Origin of the sequence: Amycolatopsis rubida, from assembly GCF_900115345.1 — a bacterium.
Classification (GTDB): Bacteria; Actinomycetota; Actinomycetes; order Mycobacteriales; family Pseudonocardiaceae; genus Amycolatopsis; species Amycolatopsis rubida.
In genome coordinates, this window is the sequence record NZ_FOWC01000005.1 from 158,131 (window position 1) to 175,569 (window position 17,439).

Below are 17,439 nucleotides of genomic sequence, written 5' to 3' on the forward strand. Positions count from 1 at the left end.
AGTCCATTGTGACTGCGCACACACTCCCCCGAGTGCCTGCGGGGCGCCGCCGCCACGTCCGGCTTCGCCAGGTGCTCCGATGACGCGTGCCGCCGGGTGCGCGTTTCCCCCGTTGGAGGACCCATGAAATCCTTGCGCCGCACCACTTCCCGCCGGAAGCTCGCCGGACGGCTCGGCGTACTGGCGCTCGCCGCCGGTGCCGCTTTGTCCACCGCGACCGGCACCGCCGCAGCCGCGGGAGACCCGGTACTCGCGGCGCCGTATCTGTACCAATGGGGCGGCCAGAGCGATCCGTCCGCCGCGATGGACGCGACCGGCGTCAGCGCGTTCACCCTCGCGTTCATGCTTTCCGGCGGCGGCTGCACACCCGCCTGGGACGGCAACCGCCCGCTCGACGGGACCGACGCCGCGATGATCCAGAAGATCCGCTCCGCGGGCGGCGACGTGATCCCGTCGTTCGGCGGCTGGCAGGGCAACAAACTGGGCCCGAACTGCGGGTCGCCGGAGGAACTGGCCGGCGCGTACCAGCAGGTGATCGACGCCTACGGCCTCAAGGCGATCGACCTCGACATCGAGAACACCGACGAGTTCGAGAACGCGGCCGTGCAGGACCGGATCCTCGGCGCGGTCAAGATCGTCAAGGAGAAGAACCCGAACGTGCGGGTCGTGATCACCATGGGCACCACGCCGCAGGGCCCGAACGACTGGGGCAAGCGGCTGCTCGCGCAGGCGAAGGCGCTGGGCGCGGACGTCGACGTGTGGTCGCTGATGCCGTTCGACTTCTCCGACGGCGGCGACATGGTCGCGATGACGAAATCCGCGGTGGACGGCCTGGTCGGGGAGCTGAAGTCGACGTTCGGCTGGGACGACGCGACCGCCTACCGCCGCGCCGGGCTGTCGTCGATGAACGGCAAGACCGACCGGGCGGGCGAGGTCGTGTCCGTCGCGGACTTCACCGCGATCCGCGACTGGGCCGCGGAACACCACCTTGGCCGCGTCACGTTCTGGGCGACGAACCGGGACTGCGGCGGCTGCAGCGGGATCGACCAGGAGAGCTACGCGTTCACGAAGGTGGTGGCCGGGTACAACGGCTGATCCTTGGGCGGACTGGCGGCGGTTCGGCCGGTCTCGGAGCGAGCAGGCAGTTGGTTCGGCCGGTCTCGGAGCGGACCGGCGGTGATTTGGCCAGTCTTCGAGGTGAGCAGGCAGTTGGTTCGGCCGGTCTCGAAGTGAACTGACAGCGGTCCGACCGGTCTCGAAGCGGACCGGCGGTGATTTGGCCAGTCTTCCAGGTGAGCAGGCAGTTGGTTCGGCCGGTCTCGAAGTGGGCTGGCGGTGGCTCGACCAGTCTCGGAGCGAGCTGGCAGCGGCTCGAACCAGCCTCCAGAGTGGGCTGGCAGCGATTCGGCCAGCCTCACCGCGGACCAGCAGCGGTTCCGCCGAGCCGAGTCCGGCTGGCAGCAGTTCGGCCAGCTTGGCCGAGGTGGCGGCAGTCCGGCTGGCCGGAGCCAAGTTGCCAGCGGTCCGGCTGAACGAATCAGCCACCGCCCGGCTGAACCTCGCGCGCCTGCCGACCGACGTCTGGATGGACTGAACCATCCGTCTCACGAGAGGCGCGCCCGCCCGTCATCCGGCTGCCGGAACACGGCGACGGGGACCTTCCCGCCCGGGAGGTCCCCGTTCCGCCGACCGTCACACTATGTGCATGTATTAGGCTGAACGAGTGAAGATCAGGCCGCAGCCGTCACCGACAGCGCGGCCACGCCAGCCTCGGTCAGCTCGGCGGGAACCCGGCCGACGGCAGCGGAGCCCGTGCCCGGACGGACGTAGCCGCCCTTGGCGAGCGCGTGCGCGGTCATCTGGTCGCAGCAAGCGAAACCGTCGACGAACAGGTCGGGCTCACAGCTGGTGGACATCTCCGCGCGCTGCTGCGCGACCGCCTTGAGCATGGCCATCGCTCGATGGGTCAGCTCGACGGTCGCCCCTTCTGCACCGGACACCGGGATCGCCTTCTTCCTCGTGGGCTACTTACTCAACGTTATCGCCCGTTGGGCCGAATGTGTTAACAACCACACTGTAGCAATTCGGGAATGTGCCGAGGACTAGACCTGTTCAGTTCCCGCCAGGCGGGATTCGAGCGTCCGGGCCCACTCGCGCACGATCTGCTCGCGGCGGCGGGTGTCGTCGGTGAGCAGGTTGGCGAGGCCGAGCCCGCGCCCGAGGTCGAGGGTGGCCTGGACCAGTTCGCGCACGCCCGGCTGTGCCTCGTCGACCCCGAGCAGCTCGACCGCGACCCGGTGCGCCTCCCGACCGACGCGCGCCTCCAGCGGCACGAGCACGTCGCGCAACTGCTCGTCCGTCGACGCGACGGCCCACAGCTGCAACGCGGCACGGAACATCGGCCCGGTGTAGAGGGTCAGCAGCATCTCGACGACCCACTCGATCCGCGACGACCCGCCCGGCGACCCGGCCGCGCGCGTGCGCAGTTCGTCCAGCTGAGCCTCGCCGAGCAGCTCGACCGCCGCGGCGACCAGCGATTCCCGGGTCGGGAAGTGGTGCTGCGCGGCGCCTCGGGAAACCCCGGCCCGCTCCGCGATGACCGCGACGGTCACCCCGTGCCAGCCCCGCTCCCCGATGCAGTCCATCGCGGCTTCGATCAGCCGCCGCCGGGTGGTGCGGCTGCGTTCTTGTTGCGGTTCGCGGAGCATCAGGCCGCACCTGCCCCAGCCAGCCCGCTCCCGTAAAAGTCCGTGAGGGGGACCCTGCGGGAATCTGATTCCCTCAGGGCAACCCTCACGCACCTCCGATCAGGCCTCATGGCGTCACCGCTGCTCAGTACGACTTCGGCAGCCCAAGGCTGTGCTGCCCCACGAAATTCAGCACCATCTCGCGGCTCACCGGCGCGATCCGGCCCAGCCGCACGGCCGTCACCAGGCTTCCCAGGCCGTATTCGGTCGCCAAACCGTTTCCGCCGTGGGTTTGCACTGCCTGGTCGACCGCCCGGATCGCAGCCTCCGCCGCCGCGTATTTCGCCATGTTCGCCGACTCCCCGGAGGCGAAATCATCGCCCGAGTCGTACAGCGAGGCGGCCTTCTGAGTCATCAGTTTCGCCAGCTCAAGCTCGATTTTCACCTGCGCGAGCGGATGCGCCAGCCCCTGGTGCGACCCGATCGGCGCGCCCCACACCCGCCGTTCGTTGGCGTAGCCGACCGCCTTGTCCAGGGCGTACCTCGCGGTGCCCAGCGAGAACGACGCGCCCATGATGCGTTCCGGGTTCAGGCCCGCGAACAGCTGCGCGATCGCCGCGTCCTCCTCGCCCACCAGGGCTTCCGCGGGCAGCCGCACGTCGTCCAGGAACAACGAGAACTGGTTTTCCGGCGCGACGATGTCCATGTCGATTTTCGTGAACTCGAACCCGGGCGTGTCCGTCGGCACCACGAACAGCGCCGGCTTCAGGCGTCCGGTCTTCGCGTCCTCGGTGCGGCCGACGACGAGCACCGCGTCCGCCTCGTCGACGCCCGAGATGTATACCTTGCGCCCGGACAACACCCAGTCGCCGCCGTCTCGGCGGGCGGTCGTCGTGATCTTGTGCGAGTTGGATCCGGCGTCCGGTTCGGTGATCGCGAACACGATCTTCTTGCTGCCGTCCGCGATTCCCGGCAGCCACTGCTTCTTCTGGTCCGGCGTGCCGAAGCGCGACAGCACCGTTCCGACGATCGCCGGCGACACCACCATCAGCAGCAGCGGCGAGCCCGCGGCCGCGAATTCCTCCAGCACCGCGGCGAGATCGGCGATCCCGGCTCCCCCGCCGCCGTACTCCTCCGGCAGGTTCACGCCAAGGTAGCCGAGCCGTCCGGCTTCGTTCCACAGCTCGTCGGTCTTCTCGCCCGCGCGAGCCTTCTTCGCGTAATACTCGTGTCCGTACTTGCCCGCCAGGTCGGCCGCGGCCTTCCGCAGCGCCACCCGCTCCTCGGGCTCGACGAAGTTCATCGCGTTCATTCGGTTTCTCCCACCACAGCCAGCACCGCGCCTACCTCGACCTGCTGCCCGGCCTCGACCGGCAGTTCGGCGACCACGCCGTCCGCCGGGGCCGAGATCCGGTGTTCCATCTTCATCGCTTCCAGCCACAGCAACGGATCGCCCGCCCGCACACTGTCCCCCGCGGACACCGCGAGCCGCACGACCGTGCCCGGCATCGGCGCGAGCAGGGAGCCCGCCGCCAGTGCCGAATCCGGATCGGCGAACCGCGGCTCGGCGGTCAGTGCGACCGAACCCAGCGGCGAATCCACATAGGACACCGAACCATACCGGGCGACCGCGAAGGTCCGGCGCACTCCGGCGATGTCGAGGACCACTTGTTCCGGCGTAGCGGCGACCAAGACGACGTCGTCGTAGCCCTCGGCACGCAGCCCGTCGCGAGCCAGCGAATAGACGACCTCGTAACGGTTGTCTCCCTTGGCGAATACCTTGCGTTGACCGGCGGAGCGGACGTTGCGCCAGCCGCTGGGCAGTCGTCCCAGGGTGGTCGCGGAAGCCCGGTTTCCGGCGGCGTCGGCCAGTGCGGCAGCCAGTGCGGACCAGCGTTCGGCGTCCGCCGTGGCCAGGGGAGCGGCCAAAATGTCCAGTCCGTGCCGGTCGAAGAACGCGGTATCCGTTTCTCCGGCGAGGAAAGCTTCGTGGCGCAGGATCCGGACCAGCAGATCGCGGTTGGTCACCACGCCGTGGATCTTCGCGCAGGCCAACGCACCGGCGAGCCGGCGCGCGGCTTCCGCCCGCGTGGGCGCCCATGTGATGACCTTCGCCAGCATCGGGTCGTAGTGCACGCCGATCACCGAGCCGGATTCCACGCCGGAGTCCAGGCGCAGTCCGGAACCGTGGGTGAACTCGCGGTCCACTCCGGACACTTCGAAGGTGTGCAGCGTTCCGCTCTGCGGCTGCCATCCGGCCGACGGGTCTTCCGCGTACAGGCGAACTTCGATCGAATGTCCGTTGGCAGCAGGCGGTTCGGCGGGCAACCGAGCACCTTCGGCCACCGAAAGCTGCAACGCCACCAGATCCAGTCCGGTGACGTTCTCGGTCACCGGATGCTCGACCTGCAGCCGCGTGTTCATCTCCAGGAAGTAGAACCGGCCGTCCGGGCCGGCCAGGAATTCGACGGTTCCCGCGCCGACGTAGTCGATCGCCTGCGCGGCCTTGCGCGCCGCCTCGAACAACTCGGCCCGCATGGCATCGTCCACAACGGGCGACGGCGCTTCCTCGACCACCTTCTGGTGCCGCCGCTGGATGGAGCACTCCCGCTCCCCCACCGCCCAGACGGTGCCGTGCGAGTCGGCGAGCACCTGGACCTCGATGTGCCGTCCGGTTTCGAGGTACCGCTCGCAGAACACCGTCGGGTCGCCGAACGCCGATCCCGCTTCCGCGCGAGCGCTCTCGACCGCCTCGGCCAGTTCGTCCAGCGAGCGGACCACGCGCATGCCGCGACCGCCGCCCCCGGCGGAAGCCTTGACCAGCAACGGAAGATCCGCCCCAGTCACTGATGCCGGGTCCAATTCGGACAACACCGGAACCCCGGCAGCGGCCATCAGGCGTTTCGACTCCACTTTGGAGCCCATGGTCTCGATCGCCGCGGGCGGCGGGCCGATCCAGGTCAGCCCGGCGTCGAGCACCGCGCGGGCGAAACCGGCGTTCTCGGACAGGAAGCCGTACCCGGGATGGACCGCGTCGGCGCCGGTGTCCGCCGCGGCTTTGACGATCAGTTCGCCGCGCAGATACGTCTCGCCCGGCGCGTTGCCCGGCAGCCGGACGGCGACGTCGGCTTCCCGCGCGTGCGGCGCTCCGGCGTCCGCGTCGGAGAACACCGCGACTGTGCCGATTCCGGCGTCCCGGCAGCTGCGGAACACGCGACGGGCGATTTCGCCCCGGTTGGCGACCAGCAGATTCTGGATCATGGCCCTCACATCCGGAAGACGCCGAAGCCGCCTTCGACGCCGTTGACTGGTCCGTTGTGGATCGCCGACAGGCTCAGCCCGAGCACCGTGCGGGTGTCGCGCGGGTCGATGATGCCGTCGTCGTAAAGCATGCCGGAGAGGAACATCGGCATCGATTCCGCCTCGATCTGGTTTTCCACCATGGCGCGCATCGCGGCGTCGTTTTCCTCGCTGTATTCCTGGCCCCGGCTCGCCGCCGCGGCACGGGCCACAATGGACAGCACACCGGCCAGCTGCGCCGGCCCCATCACCGCGGATTTCGCGCTCGGCCATGCGAACAGGAACTGCGGATCGTAGGCCCGGCCGCACATCCCGTAGTGCCCGGCCCCGTAGGACGCTCCCATGAGGACGGACAGATGCGGCACCTTCGAGTTCGAGACCGCGTTGATCATCAGCGCGCCGTGCTTGATGATGCCGCTCTGCTCGTATTCCTTGCCGACCATGTAACCGGTCGTGTTGTGCAGGAACACCAGCGGCGTGTCGATCTGGTTGGCCAGCTGGATGAACTGCGCGGCCTTCTGCGATTCCTCGCCGAACAGCACGCCTTGGGCGTTGGCCAGGATTCCCACCGGGTACCCGTGGATGTCCGCCCAGCCGGTGACCAGGCTCGGCCCGTACAGCGGCTTGAACTCGTCGAAGTCCGAACCGTCCACGACCCGCGCGATCACCTCGCGCGGGTCGAACGGGATCTTCAAGTCGGCCGGCACGATGCCGAGCAGGTCTTCGGCGTCGAACAGCGGCTCGGCGTAGCCCGGTTTGGGGGCCGGACCCTGCTTGGTCCAGTTGAGCCGCTTGATGATGCCGCGGCCGAGCCGGATCGCGTCCTCCTCGTCGACCGCGAGGTAGTCGGCGAGCCCGGACGTCCGCGCGTGCATTTCCGCGCCGCCGAGGGATTCGTCGTCGGATTCCTCGCCGGTCGCCATCTTGACCAGCGGCGGTCCGCCGAGGAACACCTTCGCGCGTTCCTTCACCATCACGACGTAGTCGGACATGCCCGGCAGATACGCGCCGCCCGCGGTGGAGTTGCCGAACACCAGCGCGACGGTCGGCACCTTCGCCGCCGAGGACCTCGTCAGATCGCGGAAGACGCGGCCGCCGGGAATGAAGATTTCCTTCTGTGTCGGAAGATCCGCGCCGCCGGACTCGACCAGGTTGATCACCGGGAGCCGGTTCTGCGCCGCGATGTCCGCCGCCCGGAACGACTTCTTGGTCGTCCACGGATTGCTCGCACCGCCCTTGACCGTTGGGTCGCTCGCCGAGATCAGGCATTCGACGCCTTCCACGACACCGATCCCGGTGATCACGCTCGCGCCGACCTTGTAGTCCGAACCCCACGCGGCCAGCGGCGACAATTCCAGGAACGGCGAATCCTCGTCCAGCAGCAATTCGATCCGCTCGCGCGCCAGCAGCTTCCCGCGCTTGCGGTGGCGTTCGACGTACTTTTCCCCGCCGCCGGCGACCGCCTTGGCCTGTTCGGCGTCGATCTCCGCGAGCTTGTCCAGCATCGCCTCGCGGTTCGCGGCGAACTCGTCGGCCCGGGTGTCCACTGTGGACCTGATAGTGGTCATGCGGTGTATCCCAATCGCTTCGCGGCCAGTCCGGTCAGGATTTCGGTGGTGCCGCCGCCGATGCCGAGAATGCGGACGTCGCGGTAGTGCCGTTCCACTTCGGACTCGCGCATGTAGCCGAGCCCGCCGTGCAGCTGCACCGCCTCGTTCACGACCCATTCGGCGGCCCGCACCGCGGTGTTCTTCGCGAAGCACGCCTCGGCGATCACTTCTTCGCCGGACACGTGCCGGAGCGCGACCTGCCGGGCGTACGTCCGCGCGACGTCCACCTTGCAGGCCATCTCGGTGAGCTTGTGCTGCACCAGCTGCCGCGAGATCAGCGGACGCCCGAACGTCTCGCGCATCCGGCACCAGTCCAGCGTCAAATCCAGTGCCCGCTGCGCGTGCGCATACGCTTGCACCGCCAGCGAAAGCCGTTCGGTCACGAACTGAGTGGCCACTTGGGCGAACCCGCTGTTTTCCGCGCCGACCAAGTTCTCCGCCGGAACCCGGGCGTCCACATAAGACAGTTCGGCAGTATCCGAAGCCGCCCAGCCCATCTTTTCCAGCTTGCGCGACACGGTGAACCCCGGCGTCCCGCGCTCGACCACGATCAGCGAAAGGCCGTGCGCACCCGCTTCGCCGGTCCGGACCACTGTGGTCACGAAGTCCGCGCGGCACCCGGAGGTGATGAACGTCTTGGCCCCGTTGAGCACATACTCGTCGCCCTCGCGCACCGCAGTGGTGCGAATCCCGGCGACGTCGGAACCGCCGTCCGGTTCGGTGACCGCCAGCGAGCCGATCTTCTCGCCTTCGAGCGTCGGCCGCACCCAGCGTTCGAGCTGCACCGGATCGCCGGCCTCGACGATGTGCGGCACCGCGATCCCGCAGGTGAACAACGACGCGAACAGCCCGCCGGACCCGCCCGCGTAGTGCATTTCCTCGGCGACGACGAGCGCGTCGAGGTAATTGCCGTCGCCGCCGCCCGCGGATTCGGGGAACGCGACCCCGAGCAGGCCCAGCCGCCCTGCCTTGCGATGCAGGTCGCGCGGGAGTTCCCCGGCCCGCTCCCAGTCGTCCAGGTGCGGCAGCACATCCTTCTCCACAAACCGGCGCACCGTCGCGCGCAGTTCGGTGCGTTCGGGCGTGCGGAACGGATCCACGGTCACAGCAGCGCCTCCGGGACGTCGAGTTCGCGCGCCCGCAGCCACTCGCCGAGCGCCTTCGCCTGAGGATCGAACCTGGCCTGCGAAGCGACGCCGTCGCCGAGAATGCCCTCGACCACGAAGTTCATCGCCCACAGGTTCGGCAGCAGATGCCGGGTGACCGGCAGTCCTTCGGTTTCCGGCAGCAGACGGCGGAATTCCCCGACCGTCAGCCGGTGCACGAGCCAGCGCCACGCTTCCTCGGACCGCACCCACACGCCGAGGTTCGCGTTGCCGCCCTTGTCGCCGCTGCGCGCCCCGGCGACGAGCCCGAGCGGCACCCGGCGCACCTTGTCCGTCTGCAAGGGTTCCGGCAGCGCCGGTTCATCCGCTTCGGACAGTTCACCTGTCTCGGAAGCCGGCGCGATGTCCACCTTGGACCCGTCCGGCAGCACCGCGACGTGCGGAACCGCGGCAGCGTCCACAAAGGCCGCCGAATACACCCCGAACGGCGAAGCCTCCGAAGGCGGCGCGGTCACATGGAATCCCGGGTAGCTCGCGAGCGCCAGCTCGATCGCCGCTCCGCTGAACGCGCGGCCAGCGATCTTCGGATCGTCGTCCTTTACTGCGACGTGCAGCAGCGCGCTGGCGCGTTCCTCGGTGTCGGCGTCCGCGTGATCAGTGCGCGCGAGTGTCCACCGGACCTCGGCCGGCGGACGCTTCGCCAGTGCGCCTTCCAGCTGTTCCCTTACCAGCGCGGCTTTTTCCTCGATATCCAGTCCGGTAAGGACGAACGTCGTCTCGTTCCGGAAGCCGCCGAGCCGGTTGAGACACACCTTCAACGTCGGCGGCGGCGCTTCCCCGCGAACCCCGCTGATCCGCACCCGGTCCGGCCCGTCGTCCGACAGCGACAGTGTGTCGAACCGCGCCGTCACATCAGGATTCGCATACCGCGCACCGGTGATTTCGTACAACAGCTGCGCCGTAACGGTTCCTTTGTTGACCACGCCACCGGTGTCCGGGTGCTTCGTGATCACGCTGGACCCGTCCGCGTGGATTTCCGCGATCGGGAATCCCGGCACGCCGATCGGCTGGTCCCGGAAGAACGAGTAGTTGCCGCCGGTCGCCTGCGCACCGCATTCGATGACGTGGCCCGCCACGACCGCTCCGGCGAGCGCGTCGTAGTCGTCGCGGGCCCAGCCGAAGTGCGCCGCCGCCGGTCCGACGATCACCGACGCGTCCGTGACGCGCCCGGTCACCACGATGTCGGCACCGGCCTCAAGACACTCCGCGATGCCCCACGCGCCGAGATATGCGTTGGCAGTCAACGGTTTCCCGAAGCCGAACTCATCGGCGCGCGCGATCAGGTCGTCGCCTTCGACGTGCGCGACGCTGACCTCGAGACCGAGCTTCGCGGCCAATTCGCGCAACGCGCCGGCCAGCCCGGCCGGGTTGAGCCCGCCCGCGTTCGCGACGATCCGGACGCCCTTGTCCTTCGCCAGGCCGAGGTTCTCCTCCATCTGCCGGAGGAACGTCTTGGCGTAGCCGCGCGCCGGATCCTTCATCCGGTCGCGGCCGAGGATGAGCATGGTCAGCTCGGCGAGGTAGTCGCCGGTCAGGACGTCGAGCGGGCCGCCGGTCAGCATTTCCCGCACGGCGGAGAACCGGTCGCCGTAAAACCCGGACGCGTTCCCGACGCGCAACGGCGCGCTCACGCGAACTGCCCCGGCTCGCGACCCGCCCCGGGCGGCCCGGCGAACGCCTGCGCGATGCCCAGCCATTCCTCGACATCCGCGCCGGTCGCGACGAGATCAGTGTCCGCCGGATGCCGCCGCTGCGTCGCTACCAGGCAGAAGTCGAGCGCGCTGCCGGTCAGCCGCTGCTCCGCGTCCTCCGGCCCGAACGCCCAGGTGCTGCCGTCCGGCGCGGTCAGCTCGACCCGGAATTCCTCGGCCGGCGGCGCGAGCGAGTGAAGCTTGTACGCGAAATCGCGCGTGCGCGTGCCGAACCGGGCGATGTGCCACAGTCGTTCGGTGGGCTCGCGCGTGATGCCGAGCGCGTCGGCGATGTCCTGGCCGTGCGCCCAGTTTTCCATCATCCGCGCGGTCGCCATGGACGCCGCGCTCATCGGCGGGCCGTACCACGGCAGCTTCTGCCCGTCCGGCACCGCCGCGAGCGCCTCAGCGAGCGCGGCCCGGCCCGCGCGCCACTGCGCCAGCAACTCGTCAGGAGGCAGCTGCGCCCCGTCCTCGGCACCCTGGTCGACGTAGTTTTCGCCGATGCTCAACAGGTTTTCGACCTCGGACTGCCAGTCCTCCGGCCGGCTCGCGGAGATCAGCGATTTGCCGTCGGTCCATGCCAGATGCGCGATCTGATGCGCGATGCTCCAGCCGGGCGCGGGCGTCGGCCGCGTCCACCCCTGCGCGGGCAACCCGGCGACCAGGTCGTCGACCGCCTGCGATTCGGCCGCGAGATCCCGGAGGATCCCCGCGAGATCAGCCATTCCTGCGCCTCCCTGCGTCCGCCGCACCACCTCGTGCGGACCCAGCGTGGCCCCTGGCGACAGAAAAATCAAGCGCGCCTGATTGTTTTTGCCCAGGACGGACCCCGGTCAGCCGCGCGAAGTGTCGATCACGCAGAACCGGTTGCCTTCCGGATCCGCCAGCACCACGAAATCCGGATCGTCCGGGTAAAGCGGCCAGTCCACCCGCCGCGCCCCCAGCTCCACCAGCCGAGAGACCTCCGCCGCCTGGTCCGTCGCGTCCCCCGCGTACAGGTCCAGATGCACCCGCGGCACCTCCTGCGCCGGCACCGAACTCCGCTGGAACGCCACCCTCGGCCCGGCGTCGTCAGCAGACTGCAGCACCACGAAGTCCGTCGCGTCGTCCCGCCGTACATACCCCAGCGCCGCGCTCCAGAACGAGACCGCGCGCTCCAGGTCCTCGGCTCCCAGCACCACCGTGCCCACCTTCAGCATCGCCCCAGCATGCTCCAGCTCTATTGACACTGCGAAAACAAGCGCCCTACCGTCCTTCCATGGACTCCTACGCGGAGATCGCCTACGAGGTCGCCGCCAAGGTCGCGACCGTCCTGCTCGACCGGCCCGAAGCCCGCAACGGCTACACGATCCGGATGGCCGGCGAACTCGCCCACGCCCTCGACCGGGCCGACCGCGACGAGGACGTCCGCGCGGTCGTGCTCGGGACCACCGGCAAGGACTTCTCCGTCGGAGCGGATCTCTCGTCCGGCGGCTTCGACTTCGGCGACCGCCCGCCGGACGACTGGCAGGAACCGGCCGGCCGCGTGTCGAAGCGGATCTTCACCATGAACAAACCGGTGCTCGCCGCCTTGCGCGGGGCGTCCGTCGGCGCGGGCATCACCATCACGCTGTCCTGCGACTACCGGTTCGCCTCCAGCGACTCCAAGTTCGGCTTCGTCTTCACCCGCCGCGGCATCTACCCCGAAGGCGCGTCCGCGTGGTTCCTCCCCCGCCTCGTCGGGATGGGCGCGGCCGTCGACTGGATGGTCAGCGGACGGCTCTTCGGACCCGGCGAAGCGCTCCAGGCCGGGCTCGTCCACCAGATCCACGACCCCGGCGACGTCCTCGCGCAAGCACAGGCCAAGGCGAAGGAGATCGCCGAGACCACCGCCCCGGTCGCGGTGGCGGTCACCCGGCAGCTGCTCTACCGGATGGCCTCGGCCCCGTCGCCCTTCGACGTCCACCAGGTGGACTCGAAGCTCATCTCCCAGCTGGGCTCGAACCCCGACGCCGTCGAAGGCATCGCCTCCTTCCTCCAGAAACGCGCACCCGAATTCCCCTTGCGCGTGGACCGGGACCTGCCGCCGTACCTGCCGTGGAGCAGCGAATGACCGAGTATCCGCCCGAACCGTGGCACCTCGCCGCCGACGCGTGCATCTCGATGTGGCGGGTCCCGGTCGACGAACTGCCCCGGCTGCCCGCCGAGCCCCTCGTTCTCGGCAACCAGGCCGCCGTCTTCACCGCCTGGATCGACTACCTGCCGTCCGGCCAGCTGAGCTACCACGAACTCCTGTCCTGCGTCGCCGTGCGCGGCCGCGGGCTCGCCGCGTCGATCACCGACATCTGGGTGGACAGCGAGATCTCGCGCGCGGGCGGGCGCGAACTGTGGGGCATCCCGAAGGAGCTGGCGGCCTTCACCTTCACCGGCGGACGCACCTTCACCGCGGCGACCTCCGACGACTGGATCGCCACCGCGGCCTTCACCCCGCGCGCCGGGCTCCCGATCGCCCTCCCGGTACGCTTCGAGATCGCTCAGGACCGCGGCGGCAGCCCGCTGCGTACCCCGGTCGAGTGGCGTTCGAAGCCCCGCGCGGCGGCCGCGGACTGGTCGGTCAACCCGGCCGGACCGCTGGCGTATCTGGCCGGAAAACGGCCTGTGGCCAGTGCGGCGCCGGCTGCGACGAGGCTCCGTTTCGGATCTTGCCCTCGGTGATCGGATAACCCGCCAGGGTGAGACCGACACGCCATACCTTGGGGCGCGTGCGTGCCCGGACCCCAAGATGTAGTCTCTGGGAACCGGCAGCCCCCAGCGACGGGGAGACCGCTTGACGAGGGCGGCCGGGCTGTTTCGACGAAACCGCAGCGCATGGCCTTGCCTGGCCTTGTGCGGCTCGAACGCGCCCATTTTCGAGGAACTGTTGGAGACACGTATGTCAGTGGAAACCGGTCAGCGGCCGCCGTCGGCGGCGGAGGGGGCCCCGAGCGCGGTCCGCGTCATCCGGCGGGACGGAAGCGTCTCGCTCTTCGACGCGGGCAAGATCTCGGTGGCGCTGACCAAGGCCTTCCTCGCGGTCGAGGGCGGCGACGCCGCCGCGTCCTCCCGCGTGCACCACGTCGTCGCCGAACTGACCGAGCAGGTCGAGGCGGCGCTGCTGCGCCACGCCGTCCCGGAGGCCGCGCTGCACATCGAGCAGATCCAGGACCAGGTCGAACTCGCCCTGATGCGCGGCGAACACCACAAGGTCGCCCGCGCCTACGTCCTCTACCGCGACGAGCGCGCGAAGGCCCGCGAGGCCGCCGCCCCGGAGTCGGCCGAGGTCACGCTGAGCGTGAAGGGGGCCGACGGCATCGTCCGCCCGCTCGACTGGGCCCGGGTGTCGCACGTCGTCGGCGAGGCCGTCGCCGGGCTCGACGACGTGTCCGCCGAGCCGGTGCTGGCCGAGGCCAAGCGCAACCTCTACGACGGCATCAGCGCCGACGAACTGGCGCTCGCGCAGGTGCTGGCCGCGCGCGTGCTCGTCGAGCAGGAGCCGAACTACTCGTTCGTGTCCGCCCGCCTGCTGCTGGACAAGCTGCGCGGCGAAGCGCTGAGCTACCTGGCGCGGAAGCCGCGTCAGGCCAGCCAGGACGAGATGGCGAGCGAGTACCCGGCGTACTTCCGCGCCTACCTGCGCCGCGCGGTCGAACTGGAACTGGTCGACGGCGAACTGCTGGGCTTCGACCTGGACAAGATCACCGCCGCCATTCACGCCGAGCGCGACCTCGACTTCGGTTTCCTCGGCCTGCAGACGCTGTACGACCGGTACTTCCAGCACCACAACGGCGTGCGGTTCGAGCTGCCGCAGGCGTTCTTCATGCGCGTCGCGATGGGCCTGGCGATCCGCGAGGACAACCGCGAAGCCCGCGCGATCGAGTTCTACGAACTCCTGTCGACGTTCCACTTCATGGCGTCCACCCCGACGCTGTTCAACAGCGGCACCAACCGCGCCCAGCTGTCGTCCTGCTTCCTGACCACTGTGGACGACGACCTGGACTCGATCTTCCAGGCGTACAAGAACAACGCGCTGCTGGCCAAGTACTCCGGCGGCCTCGGCAACGACTGGACCCCGGTCCGCGGCCTCGGCGCGCACATCAAGGGCACCAACGGCCAGTCCCAGGGCGTCGTGCCGTTCCTGAAGATCGCCAACGACACCGCGGTCGCGGTCAACCAGGGCGGCAAGCGCAAGGGCGCGGCGTGCGCGTACCTGGAGACCTGGCACGTGGACATCGAGGAATTCCTCGACCTGCGCAAGAACACCGGCGACGACCGGCGGCGCACGCACGACATGAACACCGCCAACTGGGTCCCCGACGAGTTCCTGCGCCGCGTCGAGGCGAACGCCGAGTGGACGCTGTTCTCGCCGAACGAGACGCCGGACCTGCACGACCTCTACGGCAACGCGTTCGCGCAGCGCTACCGCGAGTACGAGGCGGCCGCCGCGCGCGGCGAGATCAAGGTGTTCCGCAAGGTCCGCGCGGTCGAACTGTGGCGGCGGATGCTGACCATGCTGTTCGAGACCGGCCACCCGTGGATCACCTTCAAGGACCCGTGCAACCTGCGTTCGCCGCAGCAGCACGTCGGCGTCGTGCACTCGTCCAACCTGTGCACCGAGATCACGCTGAACACGAACGCCGAAGAGGTCGCGGTCTGCAACCTCGGCTCGGTGAACCTGCTCAAGCACGTCACCCCTGAAGGGCTCGACACCGAGCGGCTTGAGAAGACCGTGCGCACCGCGGTCCGGATGCTCGACAACGTGATCGACATCAACTTCTACACGATCCCGGAGGCGCGCCGTTCCAACCTGCGCCACCGTCCGGTCGGCCTGGGCATCATGGGCTTCCAGGACGCGCTGTTCGAGCTGGGCGTGCCGTTCGCGTCCGCCGACGCGGTGAAGTTCGCCGACGTCTCGATGGAGCACCTCTCCTACTACGCGATCTCGGCCTCGACCGATCTCGCACAGGAGCGCGGCCAGTACCAGACGTTCGAGGGTTCCTTGTGGAGCAAGGGAATCCTGCCGATCGACTCGATGCAGCTGCTCATCGACGCCCGCCAGGGCGACGGCCTCGACGTCGACACCTCCACGACGCTGGACTGGGCCCCGCTGCGCGAGCGCGTCAAGACCGTCGGCATGCGCAACTCGAACGTGATGGCGATCGCGCCGACCGCGACGATCTCCAACATCTCCGGCGTCGGCCAGTCGATCGAGCCGCTGTTCCAGAACCTCTACGTCAAGTCGAACATGTCCGGCGACTTCACCGTCGTCAACCCGCACCTGGTCAAGAGCCTCAAGGCGCGCGGCCTGTGGGACGAGGTCATGGTCAGCGACCTGAAGTACTTCGACGGCAGCCTCGGCCAGATCGACCGCGTGCCCGACGACCTCAAGGCGCTGTACGCGACCGCTTTCGAGATCGAGTCGAAGTGGATCGTGGACGCCGGTTCGGTGCGGCAGAAGTGGATCGACCAGGCGCAGTCGCTGAACCTCTACATCGCGGCTCCGAGCGGCCGCAAGCTCGACGAGCTGTACCGCTACGCCTGGCACAAGGGCCTCAAGACCACGTACTACCTGCGGGCGCAGTCCGCGACGCACGTGGAGAAGAGCACCCTGCGCGGCACCGACGGCAAGCTGAACGCCGTCTCCGCCACCCCGGCCCCGGCCGCTCCGGCCGCCGCGCCGTCCCCGGCCCCCGCCCCGGCGGCTTCGCCTTCCGCCGCGGTTCCGGCCGCCTCCCCCGCGCCGTCGCCCTCCCCGGCCGCGGAGCCGAAGGAGATGCCCGCGACCGACGTCGACTTCGTCGCGACCGAGGGCGCGGCCTGCCGGATCGACGACCCCGACTGCGAAGCCTGCCAGTAAGGAAACCCTGATGACCAACGTGGAAACGACGGACGCGACCGGTCTCGGCGAGATCGAGGTCGGCGCGGCCCGGATCAACGTCGACGACAAGCGCATGATCAACGCGCGCGCCGACGTCAACCAGCTGCTGCCGATGAAGTACCGGTGGGCCTGGGACAAGTACCTCGCGGCGTGCAACAACCACTGGATGCCGACCGAGGTCGCGATGCAGGCCGACATCGCGCTGTGGAAGTCGACCGACGGCCTCACCGAGGACGAGCGGCAGATGCTCAAGCGCAACCTCGGCTTCTTCGCCACGGCGGAGTCCTTGGTGGCCAACAACATCGTGCTCGCGGTGTACCGGCAGATCACCAACCCGGAGTGCCGCCAGTACCTGCTGCGCCAGGCCTTCGAGGAGGCCGTGCACACGCACACCTTCCAGTACATCTGCGAAAGCCTCGGCCTGGTCGAGGGCGAGCTGTTCAACATGTACCGCGAGGTCCCGTCCATTTCGGAAAAGGACGCGTGGGCGCTGAAGTACACGCAGAACCTGGAGAACCCGGACTTCGAGACCGGCACGCCGGAAGCCGACCAGGCGTTCCTGCGCGACCTCGTGGCGTTCTACGTGATCTTCGAGGGCATGTGGTTCTACACCGGTTTCGCGCAGATCCTGTCGCTGGGCAGGCGGAACAAGATGGTCGGCATCGCCGAGCAGTACCAGTACATCCTGCGCGACGAGTCGATCCACCTGAACTTCGGCATCGACTGCATCAACCAGATCAAGATCGAGAACCCGCACCTGTGGACCGAGCAGTTCCAGGCCGAGGTGCGCGGGATGCTGCAGGACGCGTGCGAACTCGAGGTCTCCTACGCCCGCGACACCATGCCGCGCGGCATGCTCGGCCTGTCGGCCGACCTGTGCGAGCAGTACATGCACTTCATCACCGACCGGCGCGCCCAGCAGATCGGCCTGTCCCCGATCTACGGCGAGAACGAGAACCCGTTCCCGTGGATGTCGGAGGCGATGGACCTGAAGAAGGAGAAGAACTTCTTCGAAACCCGCGTCATCGAATACCAGTCCGGCGGCGCCCTGGACTGGGACTGACCACACGATGAAACTCGGCCGTGCCC

14 protein-coding genes are annotated in these 17,439 nt (G+C 68.8%); 5 read left to right on the plus strand and 9 right to left on the minus strand.

Features of this window, described 5'->3' with window-relative positions; genetic code table 11:
* The first annotated feature begins 123 nt into the window (after nt 1-123).
* The gene (locus BM362_RS21265) at nt 124-1,095 is read left to right on the plus strand and encodes a chitinase (protein ID WP_093574301.1); all 972 of its coding nucleotides are present in this window, start codon (nt 124-126) and stop codon (nt 1,093-1,095) included.
* Nucleotides 1,096-1,730: 635 nt separating this feature from the next.
* Here BM362_RS21265 and BM362_RS21270 read toward each other — a convergent pair.
* The 9 genes from BM362_RS21270 to BM362_RS21310 all read right to left on the minus strand — a co-directional run bounded on the left by BM362_RS21270 (nt 1,731) and on the right by BM362_RS21310 (nt 11,656).
* Nucleotides 1,731-2,000, minus strand: a complete 270-nt coding sequence (locus BM362_RS21270; protein ID WP_093574302.1) for a hypothetical protein — start codon at nt 1,998-2,000, stop codon at nt 1,731-1,733.
* 102 nt (nt 2,001-2,102) lie between these two features.
* The gene (locus BM362_RS21275) at nt 2,103-2,708 is read right to left on the minus strand and encodes a TetR/AcrR family transcriptional regulator (protein WP_067579092.1); all 606 of its coding nucleotides are present in this window, start codon (nt 2,706-2,708) and stop codon (nt 2,103-2,105) included.
* A gap of 124 nt (nt 2,709-2,832) precedes the next feature.
* Nucleotides 2,833-3,999 (minus strand): acyl-CoA dehydrogenase family protein, encoded by a 1,167-nt coding sequence (locus BM362_RS21280; RefSeq protein ID WP_093574303.1) that lies wholly within the window; start codon nt 3,997-3,999, stop codon nt 2,833-2,835.
* On the minus strand, nt 3,996-5,948 hold the full coding sequence (locus tag BM362_RS21285; protein WP_093574304.1) for an acetyl/propionyl/methylcrotonyl-CoA carboxylase subunit alpha: 1,953 nt from the start codon (nt 5,946-5,948) through the stop codon (nt 3,996-3,998). Before BM362_RS21285 ends, BM362_RS21280 begins: the two co-directional genes overlap by 4 nt.
* A 5-nt stretch (nt 5,949-5,953) precedes the next feature.
* Nucleotides 5,954-7,555: an acyl-CoA carboxylase subunit beta gene (locus BM362_RS21290; protein ID WP_167545379.1), complete on the minus strand. Its 1,602-nt coding sequence runs from the start codon at nt 7,553-7,555 to the stop codon at nt 5,954-5,956.
* Nucleotides 7,552-8,703: an acyl-CoA dehydrogenase family protein gene (locus tag BM362_RS21295; RefSeq protein WP_093574306.1), complete on the minus strand. Its 1,152-nt coding sequence runs from the start codon at nt 8,701-8,703 to the stop codon at nt 7,552-7,554. Before BM362_RS21295 ends, BM362_RS21290 begins: the two co-directional genes overlap by 4 nt.
* On the minus strand, nt 8,700-10,394 hold the full coding sequence (locus BM362_RS21300; RefSeq protein ID WP_093574307.1) for an acyclic terpene utilization AtuA family protein: 1,695 nt from the start codon (nt 10,392-10,394) through the stop codon (nt 8,700-8,702). Before BM362_RS21300 ends, BM362_RS21295 begins: the two co-directional genes overlap by 4 nt.
* Nucleotides 10,391-11,182, minus strand: a complete 792-nt coding sequence (locus BM362_RS21305; protein ID WP_067579102.1) for a TIGR03084 family metal-binding protein — start codon at nt 11,180-11,182, stop codon at nt 10,391-10,393. Before BM362_RS21305 ends, BM362_RS21300 begins: the two co-directional genes overlap by 4 nt.
* A gap of 108 nt (nt 11,183-11,290) precedes the next feature.
* Nucleotides 11,291-11,656 (minus strand): VOC family protein, encoded by a 366-nt coding sequence (locus BM362_RS21310; protein WP_093574308.1) that lies wholly within the window; start codon nt 11,654-11,656, stop codon nt 11,291-11,293.
* A 59-nt stretch (nt 11,657-11,715) separates the two neighbouring features.
* On the opposite strand from BM362_RS21310, the gene BM362_RS21315 reads away from it, so the two are divergent.
* From BM362_RS21315 to BM362_RS21330, 4 genes are all read left to right on the plus strand, one after another.
* Entirely contained in the window at nt 11,716-12,549 is an 834-nt protein-coding gene (locus BM362_RS21315; RefSeq protein ID WP_093574309.1) for an enoyl-CoA hydratase-related protein, read from the plus strand.
* On the plus strand, nt 12,546-13,151 hold the full coding sequence (locus BM362_RS21320) for an acetoacetate decarboxylase family protein (RefSeq protein ID WP_067579106.1): 606 nt from the start codon (nt 12,546-12,548) through the stop codon (nt 13,149-13,151). The genes BM362_RS21315 and BM362_RS21320 overlap by 4 nt, the downstream gene beginning before the upstream one ends.
* 217 nt (nt 13,152-13,368) lie before the next feature.
* Nucleotides 13,369-16,329 carry a ribonucleoside-diphosphate reductase subunit alpha gene (locus tag BM362_RS21325; RefSeq protein ID WP_093574310.1) on the plus strand — a complete coding sequence of 987 codons (2,961 nt, stop codon included), beginning with the start codon at nt 13,369-13,371 and terminating at the stop codon, nt 16,327-16,329.
* A gap of 10 nt (nt 16,330-16,339) precedes the next feature.
* Nucleotides 16,340-17,413, plus strand: coding sequence for a ribonucleotide-diphosphate reductase subunit beta (locus BM362_RS21330; protein ID WP_067579110.1), 1,074 nt, complete (start codon nt 16,340-16,342; stop codon nt 17,411-17,413).
* The last annotated feature ends 26 nt before the right edge of the window (nt 17,414-17,439 follow it).